The sequence below is a fragment of the Streptomyces sp. NPDC018019 genome (assembly GCF_044327805.1).
Lineage (GTDB): Bacteria > Actinomycetota > Actinomycetes > Streptomycetales > Streptomycetaceae > Streptomyces.
Window position 1 is genome coordinate 18,018 of sequence record NZ_JBIRGD010000030.1, and the last position, 21,393, is coordinate 39,410.

A 21,393-nucleotide genomic window follows, 5' to 3' on the forward strand; every position below is an offset into this window, starting at 1 on the left:
CGCCCGCCCCCCTGCGCGCCGGCCTCCGCCTGCCCGGGCACCGGACGGCCGCGCCCTCCGCACCGCCCGCCCCGGCACCTTCTCGCGGCCTCGCGCGTTCTTCTGTGAGGAAGCTGTGCACCGGGGAGCGGTGCGCTTCGCGGCGGTGGACCTCCCGGCCGGATGGGGTCCTCCTTTACGATGGCCGTTGCGGCGGGGCCTGCCCCTTGGAAAAATGCCGCGCCCGCGCACCCTCCCCCTGCCTGCGGCGGGGGGTACCCCCAGCGCCAGGCCCGACCGGCAAGGAGACCAGCCCAAGTGTCCGTCTTCAACAAGCTCATGCGTGCAGGCGAAGGAAAGATCCTGCGCAAACTGCACCGCATCGCGGGCCAGGTCAACTCCATCGAGGAGGACTTCGCGGCCCTCTCCGACGCAGAGCTGCGGGCGCTCACCGATGAGTACAAGGAGCGGCTCGCGGACGGCGAGACGCTGGACGACCTGCTGCCCGAGGCGTTCGCGACGGTCCGCGAGGCCGCCAAGCGGGTGCTCGGCCAGCGCCACTACGACGTTCAGCTGATGGGCGGCGCGGCCCTTCACCTGGGTTACGTCGCCGAGATGAAGACCGGTGAGGGCAAGACCCTGGTCGGTACGCTCCCCGCGTACCTGAACGCGCTGTCCGGCAAGGGCGTGCACCTGATCACGGTCAACGACTACCTGGCCGAGCGCGACTCCGAGATGATGGGCCGGGTCCACAAGTTCCTCGGTCTCACGGTCGGTTGCATCCTCGCCAACATGTCGCCCGCCGAGCGCCGCGAACAGTACAACTGCGACATCACGTACGGCACGAACAACGAGTTCGGCTTCGACTACCTGCGCGACAACATGGCCTGGTCGAAGGACGAGCTGGTGCAGCGCGGCCACAACTTCGCGATCGTCGACGAGGTCGACTCGATCCTGGTCGACGAGGCCCGTACGCCGCTGATCATCTCCGGCCCCGCGGACTCCGCCACCAAGTGGTACGGCGACTTCGCCAAGTTGGTGCAGCGCCTGAAGAGGGGCGAGCCCGCCAACCCGCAGCGCGGCATCGAGGAGACCGGCGACTACGACGTCGACGAGAAGAAGCGCACGGTCGGCATCCACGAGTCCGGTGTCACCAAGGTCGAGGACTGGCTGGGCATCGATAATCTGTACGAATCGGTCAATACGCCGCTCGTCGGGTACCTGAACAACGCGATCAAGGCCAAGGAGCTGTTCAAGCTCGACAAGGACTACGTCGTCATCGACGGCGAGGTCATGATCGTCGACGAGCACACCGGCCGTATCCTCGCCGGCCGCCGCTACAACGAGGGCATGCACCAGGCGATCGAGGCGAAGGAAGGGGTGGACATCAAGGACGAGAACCAGACGCTCGCCACGATCACCCTCCAGAACTTCTTCCGCCTCTACGACAAGCTCTCCGGCATGACCGGCACGGCCATGACCGAGGCCGCCGAGTTCCATCAGATCTACAAGCTGGGCGTCGTACCGATCCCGACGAACCGGCCGATGATCCGCAAGGACCAGGCGGACCTGATCTACCGCACCGAGGTCGCCAAGTTCGCCGCGGTCGTCGAGGACATCGTCGAGAAGCACGAGAAGGGCCAGCCGATCCTGGTCGGCACGACCTCCGTGGAGAAGTCCGAGTACCTCTCCCAGCAGCTCGACAAGCGCGGCGTGCCGCACCGGGTGCTCAACGCCAAGCAGCACGACCGGGAGGCGTCGATCGTCGCCCAGGCGGGCCGCAAGGGCGCCGTCACGGTCGCCACGAACATGGCCGGCCGCGGTACGGACATCAAGCTGGGCGGCAACCCGGACGACCTCGCCGAGGCCGAGCTGCGCGCCCAGGGCCTGGACCCGGTCGAGCACGTCGAGGAGTGGGCCGCCGCGCTGCCCGCCGCCCTGGAGAAGGCCGAGGCCGCGGTCCAGGCGGAGTTCGAGGAGGTCAAGGAGCTGGGCGGGCTCTATGTGCTCGGCACCGAGCGCCACGAGTCGCGCCGTATCGACAACCAGCTGCGCGGCCGCTCCGGCCGGCAGGGCGACCCCGGCGAGTCCCGCTTCTACCTCTCCCTCGGCGACGACCTGATGCGCCTGTTCAAGGCCCAGATGGTCGAGCGGGTGATGGCCATGGCCAACGTCCCCGACGACGTGCCGATCGAGAACAAGATGGTGACGCGTGCCATCGCGTCCGCGCAGTCGCAGGTCGAGCAGCAGAACTTCGAGACCCGTAAGAACGTCCTGAAGTACGACGAGGTCCTCAACCGGCAGCGCGAGGTCATCTACGGCGAGCGCCGCCGCGTCCTGGAGGGCGAGGATCTCCAGGAGCAGATCAAGCACTTCATGGACGACACGATCGACGCCTACATCCAGGCGGAGACGGTCGAGGGCTTCGCGGAGGAGTGGGACCTGGACCGCCTGTGGGGCGCGTTCAAGCAGCTCTACCCGGTCAAGGTGACGATCGAGGAGCTGGAGGAGGAGGTCGGCGACCGCGCCGGCATCACCTCCGACTTCATCGCCGAGGCCGTCAAGGAGGACATCCACCGGCAGTACGCGGCCCGTGAGGAGCAGCTCGGCTCCGACATCATGCGGGAGCTGGAGCGCCGTGTGGTGCTGTCCGTCCTGGACCGCAAGTGGCGCGAGCACCTCTACGAGATGGACTACCTCCAGGAGGGCATCGGCCTGCGGGCGATGGCCCAGAAGGACCCGCTGGTCGAGTACCAGCGCGAGGGCTTCGACATGTTCACCGCCATGATGGAGGGCATCAAGGAGGAGTCCGTCGGCTACCTGTTCAACCTGGAGGTCCAGGTCGAGCAGCAGGTCGAGGAGGTTCCGGTGGCGGACGCCGAGGAGCGCACCTCCCTGGAGAAGGAGGATGCGGTGCCCGCCGGTGCCGGCGCCCGCCCGGAGATCCACGCGAAGGGCCTGGAGGCCCCGCAGCGCCCGGACCGGCTGCACTTCTCCGCGCCGACCGTGGACGGCGAGGGCGGTGTCGTCGAGGGCGACTTCACCAGCCAGGACGACGCGGCCCCGGCCCGTTCGGAGTCGGACGGCCTGACGCGCGCGGAGCGCCGCAAGGCCCAGAAGAGCGGTGGACGTCGCCGCAAGAAGTGACGTGACCGCGCTCCGCGGAGCGCGTACGGCCGGGGCGCCGTGGCTCGATGCCACGGCGCCCCGGCCTTTTGACGGCCGTGTCCGGTCGGCTCACCAGACCGGGCCGGACGGACCGATGTCCAGCGCCGCGCAGCGCCACCGTGTGTCGCTGCCCAGCTCCAGCCGGAAGGCGAGGGCGCGCAGCCGCTCGCCGGAGGCGATGCGGGCGAAGGCCTCGATGACGTCCGGGCGTGGCCGGCACAGGCCGCAGTGGCGGACCGCCGGGGCAGGGGCGCGGCGGTCCGCTCCGGTGCCCGTGGGCCGCAGCGGCGCCTGCGGGGCCAGCTCCACGAGACGGTCGTACGCGGCGGGCAGCGCGTGGCCCAGGAGGACGTGCACGGGGCGCCGCCCGCTGAGGGTGAGCAGCAGCTGTTCGGCGAACCACTCGTGCGGGAGGGACAGCGGGGCCCGGCGCGGGACGGCGCCGGCCGGAGCGGTCCGCGGCCCGGCCGGGCGCCGGGAGTCGCGGCGCCCCGGCGGACCGGTACGCGGTCGCGCGGGCGGGCCGGTACGGGGGCGCCCCGCCGGACCGGTACCGGGCCGTCCCGGTCCTGCGGTGGGCGCGCTCCCGGGGGAGCGGAAGCGGGCGGATGTGCGGGTGTCGGACTGGGTGGTGATGGTCATGGTGGGCCCCCGTTCGGCCGGCCCGGTGGATACCGGGCAGTAGCTTCGGTGGGGTTCTTCTACCGGCGGCGCGACGGCGGCGGCAAGGAGCGCCGGACGGGCCGCGAACGGATCCGCAGGTTCACCCATCAGGGGGACGGCGGCGGATACGGGGGCGCGTGGTGGCGTGATCCCGAGGGCGGGCGGCTCCGGGGGGACGGCGCCGGAGCACGAAGGGGGACGCGCGCCCGTATGCTGGCCGGGCAGTTTTTCCCAGGCCCAGTGAAGTGAGCGGAAGCGGCAGCCATGCGCGTGTATGTCCCCCTGACCCTGCCCGGACTCGCGGCGGCCCACGAAGCCGGGGAGTTGGGCCCCGGCCCGCTGGACGCCTACGCCGTCACCCCCGCGCTGCGCGAGTGGTACGTCTCCGACGACATCGAGGAACTGGAGTACGCGGCGCTGAACCGGGCCGCGCAGGGCTCGCTGCGCCGGATCGCGGCCGACCCGCGGGCCCCCCGGCGCCGGGTCGTGGTGGCCGTGGACGTACCGGACGGCGCGGCCGTCGCCGACCCCGACCGCGGCCTGGACCAGGCGGCGCTGGGCGAGGTCCGGATCGCCGGTCCGGTGCCGATGGCGAAGGCCGCTGCGGTGCACGTGGACTCCGACGACGCGGCCGAGGACGTCGCCGCGGCGGCCGACGCGCTGGGCGCGGCCGACATGGGCGACGACGACGCGCGCTTCACGGTCGACGGCGCGGAGGACCACGAGCTGATGTGGTTCGGCGTACAGGAGATCCCGAACCTGATCGCCTGACGCGCACGGGCCGCGCGGTACCACCGTCCGTGCCGCGGTGTCGGTGCTCCTGGGTACGGTCTTGGGCATGGGGACGCACGTGACGCACATCGTCTGGGACTGGAACGGGACGCTCTTCCACGACACCGACGCGGTGATGGGAGCGACCAACGCCGCCTTCGCCGAGCTGGGACTGCCGCCGATCACCCTCGACCGCTACCGGGAGCTGTACTGCGTCCCGGTCCCGCGGTTCTACGAGCGGCTGATGGGCCGGCTGCCGACGGACGAGGAGTGGCTGGTCATGGACGCGGCGTTCCAACGGCACTACGCCACCCACCGGCCCGCGTGCGGGCTCACCCAGGGCGCCGAGCGGCTGCTGGAGGACTGGCAGCGGGCCGGCCGCAGCCAGTCGATCCTGAGCCTGTACGGGCACGACGAGCTGATGCCGCTGGTGCGGGGCTTCGGCATCGCGTCGCGTTTCGTGCGCGTGGACGGCCGTACGGGGCCGTCCGGCGGGAGCAAGAGCGAGCACATGGTGCGCCACCTCGCGGCCCTGGCCGACGGGGCGGCGCCGGACGGGACGGGCCGGATAGCCCCGGCGCGTACGGTCGTGATCGGTGACGCGGTCGACGACGCGGTGGCGGCCCGGCACGCCGGGGCCCACGCGGTGCTCTACACGGGCGGCTCGCACAGCCGCGGCAGCCTGGCCGCCGCGGGGGTGCCGGTGGTGGACACCCTCGCGGAGGCGGTGGAGGCGGCCACGGAGATCGCCGCGTAGCCGGAACCCGGGCCGGGGAGTGCCGGGCGGCGAGCGCGCACCCGGTGGCCCGCTCCGGCCCGTGACGGTCCCGGCCGCGCTCCGGCCCGTACCGCCTATGTCGCGGCGCCCCCGGCCCGTACCGCCTACGTCACCGGCGCCTTGCTCCGCAGCACCGCGATGAATTCGCGCATCCAGCCGGAGTGGTCGGGCCAGGCGCGGGAGGAGACCAGGGTGCCGTCGACGACGACCTCGGCGTCGCGGAAGGTGGCGCCGGCGCTCTGCATGTCCGGTTCGAGGGCGGGATAGGCCGTGACCCGGCGCCCGTTGAGGCCGCCGATGGCGGCGGTCAGCAGCGGACCGTGGCAGATCTGGGCGACGGGCTTGTCCGCGTCGAAGAAGGACTTCACCAGTTTGCGCAGCTCGGGGTCGTTGCGCAGATACTCCGGCGCCCGCCCGCCGGGCACCACGAGGGCGGCGTACTGTCCCGGGTCCACCTCGGAGAAGGCCAGGTCGGCGGGCCAGGTGTAGCCCGGCTTCTCGGTGTAGGTGTCGAATCCCGGTTCGAAGTCGTGGATGACCAGACGCAGCGTCTTGCGGGCGGGGGCGGCGATGTGCACGTCGTACCCCTCCTCGCGCAGCCGCTGGTAGGGGTAGAGGACCTCCAGGGACTCCGCCGCGTCGCCGGTCACGATCAGGATCTTGGCGGCCATGCCGTCCACCTCCGCTGGGGTTGCGTAGCCCGCGCGGGTATGCCGTTCGTCACATCCGCGCGCGCCGGACCGCTCCTCGGTGTCCCGCTCAACGTCCTCCGGATCGCCGTGCTTGCCAAGCCCCCGCGGGATACCGGGGGATTCCAGGGGCGGCGCCCCGCCGTCGCGTCGCTGTCCGGATCGTCAAATTTCGGCTAGTGGTTTTGTACACAGCTGGACCATGACGGCACCCGTGCCGGGAGCGATAGCCTTGCATCGTGATCAGCGCGATAACCCGCGGGGGCATCGAGGCCCTCGCCCTGCGCCCGGGACAGCACGGCGACCGGGCGACCGCTGATCGTTGCGATCGGGACCGCCGGCCGGCTCTTTCCGGAGCGGCGCCGCACGGACCGGTCATCGCTCATCGCGGCACAGCGTCGTCCCCGGCCGGACTCTTCCCCGCGTTGTGGCGGGGGAACCCTCACCGGTCGCGCCGATGCCGTGCAGCTTCCACGGATGCCATCCACGACGTCACGCAACGGCGCGCGACAGGAGCCAGAGGACATGCAGACCAAGCTGGACGAAGCCAAGACCGAGCTGCTCGCGCGGGCCGCCCGGGTCGCTGAAAGCAGCCCGGCCGGGGGACAGGCACCGGTACAGGGCCTCGACCCGGACACCCTCCTGGGATACCTCCAGCGCTACTACCTGCACACCGCGCCGGAAGACCTGACCGGCCGCGACCCGGTGGACGTCTTCGGCGCCGCGCTCTCCCACTATCGGCTGGCCGAGAACCGCCCCCAGGGCACCGCGAACGTCCGGGTGCACACCCCGACGGTCGAGGAGAACGGGTGGACGTGCAGCCACTCCGTCGTGGAGGTCGTCACCGACGACATGCCCTTCCTGGTCGACTCGGTCACCAACGAGCTGTCGCGTCAGGGCCGCGGCATCCACGTCGTGATCCATCCGCAGGTCATCGTCCGCCGGGACGTGACCGGCAAGCTGATCGAGGTCCTCGACAACACGTGCGACCTGCACGGCCGTACCGGCAAGGACAAGGCGGGCCGCGGCAAGGGCCGGGACCTGCCGCACGACGCGCTGATCGAGTCCTGGATCCACGTCGAGATCGACCGGGAGACCGACCGCGCCGACCTCAAGCAGATCACCAAGGATCTGCTGCGAGTGCTGTCCGACGTGCGCGAGGCGGTCGAGGACTGGGAGAAGATGCGCGACGCCGCGCTGCGCATCGCCGATGAGCTGCCCACCGAGCCGACCGCCGACGACCTGCGGGACCAGGAGGTCGACGAGGCCCGCGAGCTGCTGCGCTGGCTGGCCGCCGACCACTTCACCTTCATCGGTTACCGCGAGTACGAGCTGGCTTCGGTCCCCGGCGAGTCCGGCGCCGAGGAGGATGTGCTGACCGCCGTGCCCGGCACCGGCCTGGGCGTCCTGCGCTCCGACCCCGCGCACAGCGAGGGCGACGACGGCCACCCCGTCTCGCCGTCCTTCAACCGGCTCCCCAAGGACGCGCGTGCCAAGGCCCGCGAGCACCGCCTGCTGATCCTGACCAAGGCCAACAGCCGCTCCACCGTGCACCGCCCCTCGTACCTCGACTACGTGGGCGTGAAGAAGTTCGACGCCGACGGCAACGTCATCGGCGAGCGCCGGTTCCTCGGACTGTTCTCCTCGGCCGCGTACACCGAGTCCGTACGCCGGGTGCCGGTCATCCGCCGCAAGGTCGCCGAGGTGCTCGAAGCGGCCGGCTTCACCCCGAACAGCCACGACGGCCGCGACCTGCTCCAGATCCTGGAGACCTACCCGCGCGACGAGCTGTTCCAGACGCCCGTCGACCGGCTCCAGTCCATCGTCACCAGCGTCCTGTACCTCCAGGAGCGCCGCCGGCTGCGGCTGTACCTGCGCCAGGACGAGTACGGGCGCTACTACTCGGCGCTGGTCTACCTGCCGCGCGACCGCTACACCACCGGCGTACGGCTGCGGCTGATCGACATCCTCAAGGAGGAACTGGGCGGCACCAGCGTCGACTTCACCGCCTGGAACACCGAGTCGATCCTCTCCCGCCTGCACTTCGTGGTGCGCGTCCAGCCCGGCGCGACCCTGCCGGACCTCACCGACGCGGACGCCGAGCGCATCGAGGCGCGCCTGGTCGAGGCCGCCCGGTCCTGGGCCGACGGTTTCGCGGAGGCGCTGACCGCCGAGGTCGGCGAGGAGCGCGCCGCCGAGCTGCTGCGGCGCTACAACCACGCCTTCCCGGAGGGCTACAAGGCCGACAACCCGCCGCGCAGCGCGGTCGCCGACCTCCAGCACCTGGAGAAGCTGACGGCCAAGGGCGGCAACGACTTCGAGGTCAGCCTGTACGAGCCGGTCGGCGCGGGCCCCGACGAGCGCCGCTTCAAGATCTACCGCACCGGTGAGCCGGTCTCGCTGTCCAAGGTGCTGCCGGTGCTCAACCGGCTCGGTGTCGAGGTCGTCGACGAGCGCCCGCACGAGCTGCGCTGCACCGACGGCGCCACCGCCTGGATCTACGACTTCGGGCTGCGCATCCCCGAGCGGATGAACGGCGACGACGCGCGCGAGCGGTTCCAGGACGCCTTCACGGCGGTGTGGACCGGCCGGGCGGAGAGCGACAACTTCAACAAGCTGGTGCTGCGGGCCGGCCTGAACTGGCGCCAGGCGATGGTGCTGCGGGCGTACGCCAAGTACCTGCGGCAGGCCGGTTCGACGTTCAGCCAGACGTACATGGAGGACACCCTCTCCAACAACGTCCACACCACCCGGCTGCTGGTCAGCCTCTTCGAGGCGCGGATGTCGCCGGAGCGGCAGCGGGCCGGCACCGAGCTGACCGACGGGCTGCTGGAGGAGCTGGACGGCGCGCTGGACCAGGTCGCGAGCCTGGACGAGGACCGCATCCTGCGGGCCTTCCTCACCGTCATCAAGGCGACGCTGCGCACCAACCACTACCAGAGGAACGGCGACGGGCAGCCGCACTCCTACCTGTCGGTGAAGCTCGACCCGCAGGCCATCCCGGACCTGCCGGCGCCGCGCCCGGCGTACGAGATCTGGGTGTACTCGCCGCGCGTCGAGGGCGTGCACCTGCGCTTCGGCAAGGTCGCGCGCGGTGGTCTGCGCTGGTCGGACCGGCGGGAGGACTTCCGTACGGAGGTGCTCGGCCTGGTCAAGGCACAGATGGTCAAGAACACTGTCATCGTGCCGGTCGGCGCCAAGGGCGGCTTCGTCGGCAAGCGGCTGCCGGACCCGTCGGTGGACCGCGACGCGTGGCTGGCCGAGGGCATCGCCTGCTACAAGACGTTCATCTCCGGTCTGCTGGACATCACCGACAACCTGGTCGGCGGCGAGGTCGTGCACCCCGCGGACGTCGTCCGGCACGACGGGGACGACACGTACCTCGTCGTCGCGGCCGACAAGGGCACCGCGACGTTCTCCGACATCGCCAACGAGGTGGCCGAGTCGTACGGCTTCTGGCTCGGCGACGCGTTCGCGTCCGGCGGCAGCGCCGGCTACGACCACAAGGGCATGGGCATCACCGCCCGCGGCGCCTGGGAGTCGGTCAAGCGGCACTTCCGCGAGCTGGGCGTCAACACCCAGACCGAGGACTTCACGGTCGTCGGCGTCGGTGACATGTCCGGTGACGTGTTCGGCAACGGCATGCTGCTCAGCGAGCACATCCGGCTGGTCGCCGCGTTCGACCACCGGCACATCTTCCTGGACCCGAACCCGGACGCGGCCACCTCGTACGCCGAGCGCCGCCGGCTGTTCGAGCTGCCGCGCTCCTCGTGGGCGGACTACGACACGAGCCTGCTGTCGCAGGGCGGCGGCATCCACCCGCGTACCGCCAAGTCCATCCCGATCAACGCGCAGGTGCGGGCCGCCCTCGGCATCGAGGCGGGCGTCAAGAAGATGACCCCGGCCGACCTGATGCGCGCCATCCTCCAGGCGCCGGTGGACCTGCTGTGGAACGGCGGCATCGGTACGTACGTGAAGTCGTCGGCCGAGTCGCACGGGGACGTGGGCGACAAGTCCAACGACGCGATCCGCGTCAACGGCGAGGACCTGCGGGTCAAGGTCGTCGGCGAGGGTGGCAACCTGGGCCTGACCCAGCTCGGCCGGATCGAGTTCGACCGGAACGGCGGCAAGATCAATACCGACGCGATCGACAACAGCGCCGGTGTGGACACCTCCGACCACGAGGTGAACATCAAGATCCTGCTCAACTCGGTCGTCGCCGACGGCGACATGACGGTCAAGCAGCGCAACAAGCTGCTGGCCGAGATGACCGACGAGGTCGGCGCGCTGGTGCTGCGCAACAACTACGCGCAGAACACCGCGCTCTCGCTCGCCCAGGCGCAGTCCGCCAGCATGCTCCCCGCCCAGCAGCGCTTCATCCGCCGCCTGGAGCGTGACGGGGACCTGGACCGGGCGCTGGAGTTCCTGCCCGTCGACCGGCAGATCAAGGAGCGGCTGACCGCCGGGCGCGGCCTGACCCAGCCCGAGACCGCCGTGCTGCTCGCCTACACGAAGATCACGGTCTCCGACGCGCTGATCCAGACCGGGCTGCCGGACGACCCGTACCTCCAGCACCTGCTGCACGCCTACTTCCCCAGCGCGCTGCGCGAGAAGTTCGCCGAGCAGATCGACGCGCACGCGCTGCGCCGCGAGATCGTCACGACCGTGTTGGTCAACGACACGGTCAACTCCGGCGGTACGAGCTTCCTGCACCGCATGCGGGAGGAGACCGGCGCCTCCCTCGAAGAGGTCGTACGGGCGCACACCGCGGCCCGCGCGATCTTCGGGCTCGGGAACGTCTGGGACGACGTCGAGGCGCTGGACAACACCGTCGCCGCCGACGTGCAGACCCGCATCCGGCTGCACTCGCGGCGGCTGGTGGAGCGCGGCACCCGCTGGCTCCTCAACAACCGCCCGCAGCCGCTGGAACTGTCCGAGACCATCGACTTCTTCGCGGACCGGGTGGCCGGGGTCTGGACCGAGCTGCCCAAGCTGCTGCGCGGCGGCGACCTGGAGTGGCACCAGCGCATCCTGGACGAGCTGACCGAGGCCGGGGTGCCGATGGCGCTGGCCACCCGGGTCGCCGGGTTCTCGTCGGCCTTCCCGGCGCTGGACATCGTGGCCATCGCGGACCGTACCGGCAAGGAGCCGCTGGCCGTCGCCGAGGTCTACTACGACCTGGGTGACCGGCTGCGCATCAACCAGCTCCTGGACCGCATCCTGGAACTGCCGCGCAACGACCGGTGGCAGTCGATGGCCCGCGCGTCCATCCGTGAGGACCTGTTCGCCGCGCACGCGGCGCTGACCAGCGACGTGCTGTCGGTGGGCAGCGACTCCGCCACGCCGGAGGAGCGGTTCAAGGCGTGGGAGGAGAAGAACGCGGCCATCCTCGGGCGCGCGCGGACCACGCTGGAGGAGATCCACGGGTCGGAGGGCTTCGACCTGGCGAACCTGTCGGTCGCGATGCGGACGATGCGGACGCTGCTGCGGACGCACAGCTGACGGCCCGCCATGCCGTGACGGCGGCGCGGTCCGGCACCCGCCGGGCCGCGCCGCCGTCGTTCCGGGCGGCGTGCCCGGTCGTTCCCGCGTCCGGGTCCTGCCGGGCCGCTCCCGGGTCCTGCCCGGCCCCTCCCGTGCGTCACCCGGTGGATTTCTCGTACGCCGTGACGACCTCGTCCGTCGGGCCGTCCATCACCAGTTCGCCCTTCTCCAGCCACAGCACGCGGTCGCAGGTGTCGCGGATCGCGTTGTTGTTGTGGCTGACCAGGAAGACCGTGCCGGCCTCCGCGCGGAGTTCGCGGATGCGGGCCTCGGAGCGCTTCTGGAAGGCGCGGTCGCCCGTCGCCAGCGCCTCGTCGATCATCAGGACGTCGTGGCTCTTCGCCGCGGCGATGGAGAAGCGCAGCCGGGCCGCCATGCCGGAGGAGTACGTGCGCATCGGCAGCGAGCTGAAGTCGCCCTTCTCGTTGATGCCGGAGAACCCGACGATGTCCGGGCAGCGGTCACGGATCTCCTGACGGGACATGCCCATGGCGAGCCCGCCGAGGACGACGTTGCGCTCGCCGGTCAGGTCGTTCATCAGGGCCGCGTTCACGCCCAGCAGGGACGGCTGGCCGTGGGTGTAGACGCGGCCGGCGGCGGGCGGCAGCAGCCCGGCCACGGCGCGCAGCAGGGTGGACTTCCCGGAACCGTTGGAGCCGATCAGGCCGATCGCCTCACCCTTGTGGGCGACGAAGGTGACGCCTTTGACGGCATGCACCTCGCGGACCCCGGCGGCGGGCCCGCGGCGGGCGATGCGGTGCAGTGCCGCGGTGGCGCCGCCCTTGCCGCTGCCGCCGCCGTGCACCTTGTAGACGATGTGGACGTTGTCGCAGATGACGGTGGGGACGCGGTCGTCGTCGAGGGCGCTGCCCACGGGGGCGCCGGCGGGGGCGGGCGGGTGTACCGCGGCGGTGCCGGTGGGCGGGCGTACCGCGGCGGTGCCGGTGGGCGAGTGTTCCATGGTGGTCTCAGCCACGGCCGTACTCCTCCTCGGCCTTCCAGAAGAAGACGTATCCGGCGACGCCGGCCAGCAGGGCCCAGCCCAGGGCCAGCGGCCACACGTGCGGCGGCAGGTCCTGCGCGCGCACCGTGTCGATCAGCGCGTACCGCATCAGGTCGATGTAGATCAGGGCGGGATTGCAGTTCAGGAGCACCGAGACGAGGTGCGGCGCGGTGCTGGTGAACGCGGACAGGTTGTAGAAGACGCCGGAGACGTACATCCAGGTGCGCAGCACGAACGGCATCAGCTGCGCGGTGTCCGTGGTCTTCGCGCCGATCCGGGCCATGACCAGGGCGAGTCCGGTGTTGAAGACGGACTGGAGCAGCAGGGCGGGGACCATCAGCAGCCAGTGCCAGGTCGGCGGCACGCCGCAGATCAGCACGATGGCCGCCAGCACACCCATGGAACAGATGAGCTGCTGGAGCTGGACGAGGGTCTGCGCGATGGGCAGCGCGGCCCGCGGGAAGTGCAGGGCGCGCACCAGGCCGAGGCTGCCGGAGACGGCGCGGGTGCCGGCCAGGACCGTGGACTGGGTGAACGTGAAGACGAAGATGCCGGTGCACAGGAACGGGATGAAGTCCGGGATGCCGCGGCTGGTGTGCAGCAGCACGCCGAAGATCAAGTAGTAGACGCCCGCGTTGAGCAGCGGGGTCGCCACCTGCCAGAGCTGGCCCAGGCGCGCCGTGGTGTACGTGGCGGTCAGCCGGGCGGTGGCGAAGGCCGCGATGAAGTGGCGGCGCGCCCACAGGCGGCGGGTGTACTCGCGCAGCGGGGGCCGGGCGCCGCTGACGGACAGGCCGTGCCGCTCGGCCAGCGCGCGCAGGTACGGGTCGGGCGGTACGGCGCCCGGAACCACGGACGACGCCTCGACGGCGCGTTCCGGTGGGGCGAGGGTCTGGGACATGGGGCGGTCTCCTCCGGGGGTGCGGGGAGCGGGGTGGGAGAGGGCGCACCGCGCGGTGCGGTGGGACGGGGCTGTGGAGTCGCTACGGGGCGGCGGGCCCCGCAGGTCGGTGGGACGGGTCCGTGACGTCGTTACGGGCCCGACCTCCGCGGCGCGACAGAACGGCCCCGTTGCGTCGTTACGGGTCCGGCTCGCGACGGGCGTCAGAACGGTCCCGTATCGTCGTAACGTTGCCGAGCCTACGATCCGCCGACGTCGAAACGCAACCGTTGCGTCGCGTCGCTAGGATCAAGGCATGGCAAAGGACGACAGGGAAGTGACCGGGGCGCCGGGCGGGACGGGCGGGCGGCGGATGCCGGCCGGGGCCGCCGTGCTGCGCGAGGAGAAGACCGAGGCGATCCGTGCCGCGGTCTTCGAGGAACTGGCGGCGGTGGGGTTCGCGCGGATGTCCATCGAGGGCATCGCCCGGCGGGCCGGCGTCGGCAAGACCGCCGTCTACCGGCGCTGGCGCTCCAAGCTGCACCTGGTGCTGGACGTGGTCTCGGCGGTGGCCGCCGAGGGGCTGCCGTCGCCGGACACCGGGTCGCTGCGCGGTGACGTACGCACGCTGCTGGAGGTCGCGGCCCGTGCGCTGCGGCACCCGATGGCGTCCCAGATCATCCCGGACCTGCTGGCCGAGGCGGCGCGCAACCCGGAGATCGCCGAAGCGCTGCGAAGCGCCCTGCTCGACAGTCAGCAGGGCGTCGCGGCGGCGATGGTGGCCCGCGCGGTGGAGCGCGGTGAGCTGCGGCCGGGCGTCGACGCGCGCCTGGCGCTCGACCTGATGACCGGCCCGCTGTACTGGCGGCTGCTGGTCGTCCGCGACGAACTGCCCAAGGGCTACCTGGACGAACTGGCGCTCGCGGTGGCGTCGGCCCTGGAGGCGTAGCGGAGGGCGCCGGGGCATGGACTAATCGGGCGAGCGCCGCTCCTCGTCCGGCCGAATACTGGGGAACGTGCATCTGGCGAGGTGACTCATCCCGGTGTGAGTCGATGTGGTACGTCTTGGGCGCTGCCGGGCGCCATGGAGGACCAGCGCTGTGCCGACGCATCCGCCCCGCATGTCCCGCCGACGCCTGCTCCAGGTGGGCGGCGGCGGAGCGGCCGCCGTCACGGCCGGGGCCGGGGTGTGGGCGTGGCTCGGACCGCGCGCCCCGCTGTCCCAGGCCGCCGCCCCGACGCTGGAGCGGGAGGCCGCCGCGTCCGGTGCGCAGCAGGCGTTCCTGCACGTCGTCGCGCACGCCGACGACTCCCTGTACTTCATGAACCCGGCCCTGGAGCAGTCCGTGCGCAGCGGCGCCCGCTCGGTCACGGTGTGTCTGACCGGCGGCGAGTCCGACGGCCGGAACACCGCCGAGCACGGGCGCGGGAACCGGCTGCCGCCGCGTGACCGGGAGGCCTTCGCGCGGGCCCGTACCAACGGGCTGCGGGCCGCGCACGCGGTGATGGCCACCGGCGACCCGCTCAGCCCCTGGGACGTGGAGGCCGTCTCGCTGCTGCCCGGCTTCCAGGTCGAGATGCAGACGCTGCGGGCCGCGCCGCACAACCAGCTCGTCTTCATGGAGCTGGTCGAGGCGCGGTCCGTCTCCGAGCCCCGCGCGCGCAGCCTGCGCGGCCTGTGGCTGGGCGTCACCGACGTCCTGCCCACGCTGCGTCCCGCGGCCACTCCCGTACAGCGCACCTTCGCGTACACCCGCGAGCAGGTCGTCGAGTCGCTGGTGGCGCTCCTGGAGCGGGTCCGGCCGACCGTGGTGCGCACCCTCGACCCGAACGCGGTGCACGCCCCGCACCCGGCGCCGCGCGCCGACGACCCCAGGCTGCGCGGGCTGTCCTACTACGACCACCAGGACCACACCGCCTCGGCGTACTTCGCGCAGGCGGCGCTGGCGGGCTACTGGGAGCGCGAGCACAACCGCCCCACCCTCGTGGAGAGCTACCTCGGATACGAGACGGACGTGCTGCCGCACAACCTCGACCTGCCGACCGCCCGGCGCAAGGCCCGGCTGCTGTCCGTCTACGGCTGGGCCGACGGCCGCGACTGCGGCGACCGGGCGGGCTGCGGCGACCGCAAGGTCGGCGGCTCGGCGCTGGACGGCTGGTCCCGCAACTGGACCCGCAGCACCCGGCTGCGCGCCCCCGGCTCGAACAGCTGGCTGCGGCCCCTGAAGGACGGCCGGCTCGCGGCCTTCGCCGTCCTGGACGGCACCGCCGTGTGCTGGGCGGAGACCGCGCCGGGCAACGGCACCTTCAGCGGTCCGCACCCGCTCGGCGGCCGGCTGTTCCAGGGCCAGATCCACGCCGTCAGCCACCCCGGCGGCGCCCTCCAGCTCTTCGCCTCCCGTACGGTCCTGCCCGCCCGCAATCAGGCGCACCGCCGCGAGCTGCTGACCGCCCTCCAGAACGGCACCGCCCGCAACGGGGTACCGACCTTCGGCGCGTGGGAGTCGCTGGGCGTTCCGGACGCCGCGCCGGTCAGGTCCCTGGAGACGGGCTTCCCGGCCGCCGCCGTCGACCAGGAGGGCACGGTGCACGTCTTCGCCCGCGACTGGGACGGCGGCGTCGGCTACCGCAGCGGCGCGCGCGGCACGGACTGGTCCCTCTGGCGGCGGCTGGCACCGCCGACGGGCAACGGCGGTGCGGCGGGCCGGGTGCCGGGCGTCGTCGACGGGCTGGACGCGTGCGTGGACTCCGAGGGGCTGGTGCACGTCGCGGCGCCGGGCCCCGACGACGTGCACCACTGGGTCTCCGAGGAGCCGGGGCAGCTCCCCGAGCCCACCGGGGGCACCGGGCTGCCCGAGCCCGCCGGGCCGCTGAGCCTGATCCCGCTGGGCGACGGCGCGGTGCGCCTGGCCTACCGGCAGAGCACCAGTGCCCAGGTGGTGCTCGCCGAGCGGCGGCCCCGGCCCGGAACCTGGCGGCAGACGGCGCGGTACGCGCCGGTCGGCGGGTACGGCCGGGTGGCCGCGGCGGCCGTCGGCAAGCCCGCGCGGACGGTCGTGCTCGCGGCCCGGGACGGCGCTGGCCTGCTGCGGTACGCGCTCGGCGACGCGGATGAGGAAGCGCCGGGGCGCTGGCAGACGGGGAAGGTGCCGCACTCGGGCGCCGCGGCCGTCGGACAGGACCCCGACGGGCGCGCCGTACTGGCCGTCCTCGGCAACGACGCGCGGCTGCACACGGTCCGGCAGCGGGACGCCGGGCCGGACGGCCCCTTCCAGGAGTGGTCGGTCCAGCGGCCCCGGCGCGGTCAGACCGGTCCGCCGGAGCGCACCGGCTGAGACCCGTCACCCGTACGGCCGTCCTCCCCGCCGGCGGGAGCGCCCGGCCCGGGGTCCGCGGCGTCCCGTACGGGCACCTGCCGCCCCGGGACCAGGATGCGGGTGGACACCAGATAGGTGAACGGGATCGCCAGCACCGCCGCGAGGAGCGGCGCGATGCGGGTGCCGAGCCCGCACCAGTTCACCAGCACCACCAGCCCCGCGCTCTGCACCACGTAGTTGGTGACCTGCGTCAGCGGGAAGAGCAGGAACTTCTTCCAGGTGGGCCGGGTGCGGTAGGTGAAATAGGTGTTCAGGAAGAACGAGCCCGCCATGCTGAACAGGAACGCGACCGTGTAGGCGGCGAAGTACGGCAGCCACGGGTGCAGGGCCAGGTAACAGCCGTAGAACGTGAGGGTGTTGACACCGCCGACGACGGCGAAACGCAGCAGCCGGGCGAGCTGGGAGCGGTGCGCCACGCCGGGCCCGCGCGGGCGACGGGTCATCGGCGGGTCCGGCCGGCGACGTGGGCCGTCGGGGTGTGCGCGGGCGTCGACCCGTTGGTCTCCTTGATCAGGAAGTGCGGGCGCCGCTTGGTCTCGTAGTAGATCCGGCCGATGTACTCGCCGATCAGGCCGAGCATCACCATCTGGAGGCCGCCCAGGCCCACGATGATGGCCACCAGCGTCACATAGCCCGGTGCGGTGACGCCGCCGACGGCCGCCGCGCCGATGATCCACAGGGCGTACGCGGCGGCCAGCGCGGCCAGGCTCAGGCCCGCGTAGATGGCCAACCGCAGGGGGCGGCTGTTGAAGGAGATCATGCCGTCGATGCCGTAGTTGACCAGGGAGCCGAAGCACCACTTGGTCGTACCGCCCTCGCGCCGGGCGTTGCGGTAGTCGAAGGTGACGGTGTCGAAGCCTATCCAGGAGAACAGGCCCTTGGAGAAGCGGTTGTACTCGGGCAGCGAGACCAGCGCGTCCACGGCGGCGCGGGACAGCAGCCGGAAGTCGCCGACGCCGTCGGCCAGTTCCACGTCCACCCACTTGTTGACGGCGCGGTAGTACAGCCGGCTGCACACGCTGCGCAGCGGCCCCTCGCCGTCCCGGCTGCGCCTGGCGATGACCTGGTCGTGGCCGAGCTGGTAGAGGTCGAGCATCTTCTCGATCAGCCGCGGCGGGTGCTGGAGGTCGGCGTCCATGAGGATGACGGCGTCGCCGGTGGCCTCCTTCAGGCCCGCGAGCATGGCGGCCTCCTTGCCGAAGTTCCGGCTGAAGGAGAGATAGCGGGTGGTCGGGCGGTACCGCTGGGCCAGGGTGCGTATCCGGTGCAGGGTGCCGTCCGAGCTGCCGTCGTCCACGTAGCACAGCTCGTACTCGACGGCGAGTTCTCCGAGCACCTGGCGGATCACCTCGTCGAAGCGGCCGATGACTTCCTCTTCGTTGTAACAGGGCACGACGACCGAGAGCTTCATGAAGGGGCCCTTTCGCCGGGGCGGAGCGCGGCGTGGTGAGCCACCACGTCCCAAGCAGTAATTCTACTAATGAGATGAAATGTCACGATTTGGGCGGCGTGCGGCGGCTCCGCACGGGAGGCGGGGCCGTGCGCCCCGCACCGCCCCGGCGCCGCCGTACGCCGCCGGTGACGGCCACCGCCGCCAGCACCAGCAGGGCGCCCCCGCTCGCCGCCAGGCCCGGCAGCAGACCGGGCGGGCGGTACGAGCAGTCCAGCCGGGTGGCGCCCGCGCCCAGCGGTACGGCGATCAGGCCGCCGAACGTGCGCGGGGCGCGGGCGGCGCCGCCGTCCACCCGGCAGTTCCAGCCGGTGACGGCCGGGACGGCGAGGACGGCCGTCCCGGTGCTGCGCGCGGGCAGCTCGGCGGACATCCCGTGCCCGCTCGCCGAGAGCCGCACCGGGCCCTGGGCGCGCAGCCGCGCGACGGCGGCGGCGAGCTTCTTCGGGGCCAGGCAGCCGAGCGGGTGTTCCGGGACGCGCTGGGCCTTCGGGTTGCTGAAGGACACCGTCAGCCGCCCGTCGGCGGGGACCCGGCCCAGGCCCTTGACCGGATTGGCGGTCGTCTCCCGGATGCCGAACCCGGGGGAGGTATGGCCGGCGGCACGTACCTTGCCGTGGTACCAGGGCGCGTACCAGTAGACCTCGGAACCCGGTGCGCACCGGGCCGAGAAGACGGTGGCGGCGCCCCGCCGGGTGGCCGGCAGCCGCCACGCGCCGTCGACCAGGCGCGGCACCGGACGCACCAGCCCGGCGGACGGACCGGGGAGCGGGCCCGGACGCCCCGAGAGCCCCGAGAGCCCCGAGAGTCCCGGAAGCCTCGGAACGGCGGAGCCGGGCACGGCGCCCCCGGCCCCCGCGGCCCCGGTCATCGGAGGAACCGACTCCGCACCCCCGCCCCCCGCGGCCCCGGACACCGAATGGCTCCCCGCCGCGGGCCCGCCCCCCGCGCCGCCGCTCCCGTCACCCGCCGGGCGCAGCTCCGGCACCTCGTACACCCGCGCGCCCAGCAGCCGCTCCTGGCGGGCGAAGACCGTGCCGCCGCCGATCCGCGGATCGGCACGCACGTCGATGCCCCGCTCGGCGGCCCCGCGCCGCGGCTGGTCCAGGTCGTCCGCCGTCAGGCCGGGCCGTACGGTCAGCAGCGGCGCGGCGGCGGCCCGCCCCACGTCGACCGGCCCCGCCTGCGGCCCGGTCTGGAAGCTGCTCACGGCCATGAGCGCGCGGCTCACGGGGTCTTCAAAGCTGCGCGTGTGCCGCCCCTGGATGTACCAGCCGCCGCCCAGCGCGCGCAGCGTGCGCGCGGTCCGGTCCGGCAGGTAGCTGCTGTAGTACGAGCCGCCCTCACCGCCCAACAGCAGCGGATCGTTGTTGGCGAACTCGTGCGGGCCGGGGTCGGTGCGCGAGCGCGGCCAGTCCGCGCGCTCCCTGAGACCCCGCTGCGCGGCGAGCGCCTGCGCGTTCAGCGTGATCTTCGGCCCCCACCACTCGATCTTGTCCCGGGCGGCCGTCACGGAGAACGCCGCGTACGCCGAGCCGAGGAAGACCGCGCAGGTCAGCGCGGCGGCGACGGCGACCCGTACGGACCGGCGCGCAGGGTGGCGGGCCAGCGCCAGCAGCGCCGCCAGCACCACCGCGCCGCAGCCCGGCACCAGAATCCAGGTGGCCGCGCCGACCGCGCTGCGGCCGTGGCACAGCGCGGCGAGCAGGGCCACCAGCACGGCCCCGGCCGCCAGCTCGCGCGGGCGCGGCCGGTGCGCCAGCGCCAGCCAGGAGATCATCACGAGAATGGCGCTGAGCACGAAGGAGGCGCGGTACGGGCTGCCGTTGGGGATCGCCAGGCCGTGCCAGACCAGCAGCGTCGGCTTCCACACGAAGGAGACCGCGACGCAGGCGGCCAGCCCGTACCAGGCGACCCGGGTACGGACCGGTACGGCGCGGACGAACGGGAAGGCCGCCACCAGCAGCAGCCCCAGCATCCCGATGAACAGGTGCGGCGCGGGCACCGAGCCGCGCCCGCCGGGCAGCAGCTCCGCGAGGACGTCCAGCGTCGGCGGGCGGCCCCGGTAGACGGCCTCCGGGGCGGGCCGGGACGCCTTGCTGGCGCTGAGCGTGACGGTGACGGCGGGGGCGGCCAGCAGGATGCCGGTCGGCGCCATGGTGGCGGCGCGGGCCAGGGCGCGCAGCCGGTGGCGTACGGACAGCTCCGTGGCGAGCAGCAGGCGTACGGCCAGCACCAGGGCCATGGCGAGGGTGGCCATCGCCGCCGTGTAGAAGTTCCCGGCCCAGGAGACGCCGACGAGCAGGGCGCCGGCCGGCCAGCGGCGCCGGTGCAGGCACCAGTCGGCGGCGATGCCGGTCAGGGGGAGCGAGACCAGGCCCCACATCCACATGGGGTCGGCGGTGCCGTCGCTCACCACCCAGGCGCAGGTGCCGTAGCCCACCGCGAGCAGCCCGCGCAGCCAGGCCGAGCCGGGGTGCAGGCGCCCGAGGAAGACGGTCATCAGGGCCGTGCCGAGCCCGATGCAGCCCAGCGTGACGAGAAACACCGGCAGCTCGGCCAGCTCGCGGGGGAAGAGCCCGACGAGCCAGGAGAACGGATTCATCACATAGGTGAGGAAGTCGGCGAGAAAGGGGACGCCGTACCCGCTGTTCCAGTTGAAGACCAGATCGCCGGTGGTGGTGCCGTGCAGCAGGTCCCACAGATGGGCATGGAACGGCACGAACTGGTTTCCGAGGTCGTTGACGGCGCGGGAGCGGGTACCGAACGGATAACTGCCCAGCATCGTCATACCGAGGCAATAAGCACCCATGGCCAGCAAAGCCGCGAAAGGCGGCGCGGACCGTGGTGCGGTCAGCATCTTGAGGGTCTCTTTCACGGGGCGCCGCGCTTCCCTGCTCACCTGCGTCATGAACGAGTAGATGCCGCTTTTGGGTGATTCGCTCCTCATGTACGAAACGTGGTACCCCGGCGTGTGATGCGGGGGATCATCCCCGGGGCGAGAGTCCTACGGTAAGCCAAATGTCCGCAATAATGCGGTTTGACAAGAGGAAGGCCCGGCGGCGAACGTGCGCTCGTGCGCCGGTCGGCG

13 protein-coding genes are annotated in these 21,393 nt (G+C 72.3%); 6 read left to right on the forward strand and 7 right to left on the reverse strand.

The window, feature by feature from the left end:
• Positions 1-297 precede the first annotated feature (297 nt).
• The gene (gene secA, locus ACH4FX_RS35130; protein ID WP_398485512.1) at positions 298-3,126 is read left to right on the forward strand and encodes a preprotein translocase subunit SecA; all 2,829 of its coding nucleotides are present in this window, start codon (positions 298-300) and stop codon (positions 3,124-3,126) included.
• Positions 3,127-3,216: 90 nt separating this feature from the next.
• On the opposite strand, the gene ACH4FX_RS35135 is transcribed toward secA, so the two are convergent.
• On the reverse strand, positions 3,217-3,789 hold the full coding sequence (locus ACH4FX_RS35135; RefSeq protein ID WP_398485513.1) for an Rv3235 family protein: 573 nt from the start codon (positions 3,787-3,789) through the stop codon (positions 3,217-3,219).
• Positions 3,790-4,074: 285 nt separating this feature from the next.
• On the opposite strand from ACH4FX_RS35135, the gene ACH4FX_RS35140 reads away from it, so the two are divergent.
• Both ACH4FX_RS35140 and ACH4FX_RS35145 read left to right on the forward strand, forming a co-directional pair.
• Positions 4,075-4,581, forward strand: a complete 507-nt coding sequence (locus tag ACH4FX_RS35140; RefSeq protein ID WP_398485514.1) for a DUF6912 family protein — start codon at positions 4,075-4,077, stop codon at positions 4,579-4,581.
• A gap of 67 nt (positions 4,582-4,648) precedes the next feature.
• Entirely contained in the window at positions 4,649-5,338 is a 690-nt protein-coding gene (locus ACH4FX_RS35145) for an HAD family hydrolase (protein ID WP_398485515.1), read from the forward strand.
• Positions 5,339-5,463: 125 nt separating this feature from the next.
• Here ACH4FX_RS35145 and ACH4FX_RS35150 read toward each other — a convergent pair whose 3' ends face one another.
• Entirely contained in the window at positions 5,464-6,030 is a 567-nt protein-coding gene (locus ACH4FX_RS35150; protein WP_398485516.1) for a DJ-1/PfpI family protein, read from the reverse strand.
• A gap of 543 nt (positions 6,031-6,573) precedes the next feature.
• On the opposite strand from ACH4FX_RS35150, the gene ACH4FX_RS35155 reads away from it, so the two are divergent.
• Positions 6,574-11,550, forward strand: a complete 4,977-nt coding sequence (locus ACH4FX_RS35155) for an NAD-glutamate dehydrogenase (protein WP_398485517.1) — start codon at positions 6,574-6,576, stop codon at positions 11,548-11,550.
• Positions 11,551-11,689: 139 nt separating this feature from the next.
• Here ACH4FX_RS35155 and ACH4FX_RS35160 read toward each other — a convergent pair whose 3' ends face one another.
• Positions 11,690-12,568, reverse strand: a complete 879-nt coding sequence (locus ACH4FX_RS35160) for an ABC transporter ATP-binding protein (protein ID WP_398485518.1) — start codon at positions 12,566-12,568, stop codon at positions 11,690-11,692.
• The gene (locus tag ACH4FX_RS35165; RefSeq protein ID WP_398485519.1) at positions 12,561-13,496 is read right to left on the reverse strand and encodes an ABC transporter permease; all 936 of its coding nucleotides are present in this window, start codon (positions 13,494-13,496) and stop codon (positions 12,561-12,563) included. Before ACH4FX_RS35165 ends, ACH4FX_RS35160 begins: the two co-directional genes overlap by 8 nt.
• A 295-nt stretch (positions 13,497-13,791) precedes the next feature.
• Here ACH4FX_RS35165 and ACH4FX_RS35170 point away from each other — a divergent pair, with 295 nt between their 5' ends.
• Both ACH4FX_RS35170 and ACH4FX_RS35175 read left to right on the forward strand, forming a co-directional pair.
• Positions 13,792-14,424, forward strand: a complete 633-nt coding sequence (locus tag ACH4FX_RS35170; RefSeq protein ID WP_398485520.1) for a TetR/AcrR family transcriptional regulator — start codon at positions 13,792-13,794, stop codon at positions 14,422-14,424.
• Positions 14,425-14,596: 172 nt separating this feature from the next.
• Complete coding sequence (locus ACH4FX_RS35175; protein WP_398485521.1) at positions 14,597-16,810, forward strand: PIG-L family deacetylase; 2,214 nt, start codon at positions 14,597-14,599, stop codon at positions 16,808-16,810.
• Here ACH4FX_RS35175 and ACH4FX_RS35180 read toward each other — a convergent pair.
• The 3 genes from ACH4FX_RS35180 to ACH4FX_RS35190 all read right to left on the reverse strand — a co-directional run bounded on the left by ACH4FX_RS35180 (position 16,780) and on the right by ACH4FX_RS35190 (position 21,252).
• Positions 16,780-17,295, reverse strand: a complete 516-nt coding sequence (locus ACH4FX_RS35180) for a GtrA family protein (RefSeq protein WP_398485522.1) — start codon at positions 17,293-17,295, stop codon at positions 16,780-16,782. The two genes, ACH4FX_RS35175 and ACH4FX_RS35180, sit on opposite strands and share 31 nt — an antisense overlap.
• Positions 17,292-18,263 carry a glycosyltransferase family 2 protein gene (locus ACH4FX_RS35185; RefSeq protein ID WP_398485523.1) on the reverse strand — a complete coding sequence of 324 codons (972 nt, stop codon included), beginning with the start codon at positions 18,261-18,263 and terminating at the stop codon, positions 17,292-17,294. Before ACH4FX_RS35185 ends, ACH4FX_RS35180 begins: the two co-directional genes overlap by 4 nt.
• 82 nt (positions 18,264-18,345) lie before the next feature.
• Entirely contained in the window at positions 18,346-21,252 is a 2,907-nt protein-coding gene (locus ACH4FX_RS35190; RefSeq protein ID WP_398485524.1) for a YfhO family protein, read from the reverse strand.
• Positions 21,253-21,393: the final 141 nt, after the last annotated feature.

Coding starts and splice junctions, on each gene's coding strand:
- ACH4FX_RS35135 (WP_398485513.1), bottom strand. CDS start 3,789: ATGACCATCACCACCCAGTCCGACACCCGCACATCCGCCCGCTTCCGC.
- ACH4FX_RS35140 (WP_398485514.1), top strand. CDS start 4,075: ATGCGCGTGTATGTCCCCCTGACCCTGCCCGGACTCGCGGCGGCCCAC.
- ACH4FX_RS35145 (WP_398485515.1), top strand. CDS start 4,649: ATGGGGACGCACGTGACGCACATCGTCTGGGACTGGAACGGGACGCTC.
- ACH4FX_RS35150 (WP_398485516.1), bottom strand. CDS start 6,030: ATGGCCGCCAAGATCCTGATCGTGACCGGCGACGCGGCGGAGTCCCTG.
- ACH4FX_RS35155 (WP_398485517.1), top strand. CDS start 6,574: ATGCAGACCAAGCTGGACGAAGCCAAGACCGAGCTGCTCGCGCGGGCC.
- ACH4FX_RS35165 (WP_398485519.1), bottom strand. CDS start 13,496: ATGTCCCAGACCCTCGCCCCACCGGAACGCGCCGTCGAGGCGTCGTCC.
- ACH4FX_RS35170 (WP_398485520.1), top strand. CDS start 13,792: ATGGCAAAGGACGACAGGGAAGTGACCGGGGCGCCGGGCGGGACGGGC.
- ACH4FX_RS35175 (WP_398485521.1), top strand. CDS start 14,597: ATGTCCCGCCGACGCCTGCTCCAGGTGGGCGGCGGCGGAGCGGCCGCC.
- ACH4FX_RS35180 (WP_398485522.1), bottom strand. CDS start 17,295: ATGACCCGTCGCCCGCGCGGGCCCGGCGTGGCGCACCGCTCCCAGCTC.
- ACH4FX_RS35185 (WP_398485523.1), bottom strand. CDS start 18,263: ATGAAGCTCTCGGTCGTCGTGCCCTGTTACAACGAAGAGGAAGTCATC.
- ACH4FX_RS35190 (WP_398485524.1), bottom strand. CDS start 21,252: ATGAGGAGCGAATCACCCAAAAGCGGCATCTACTCGTTCATGACGCAG.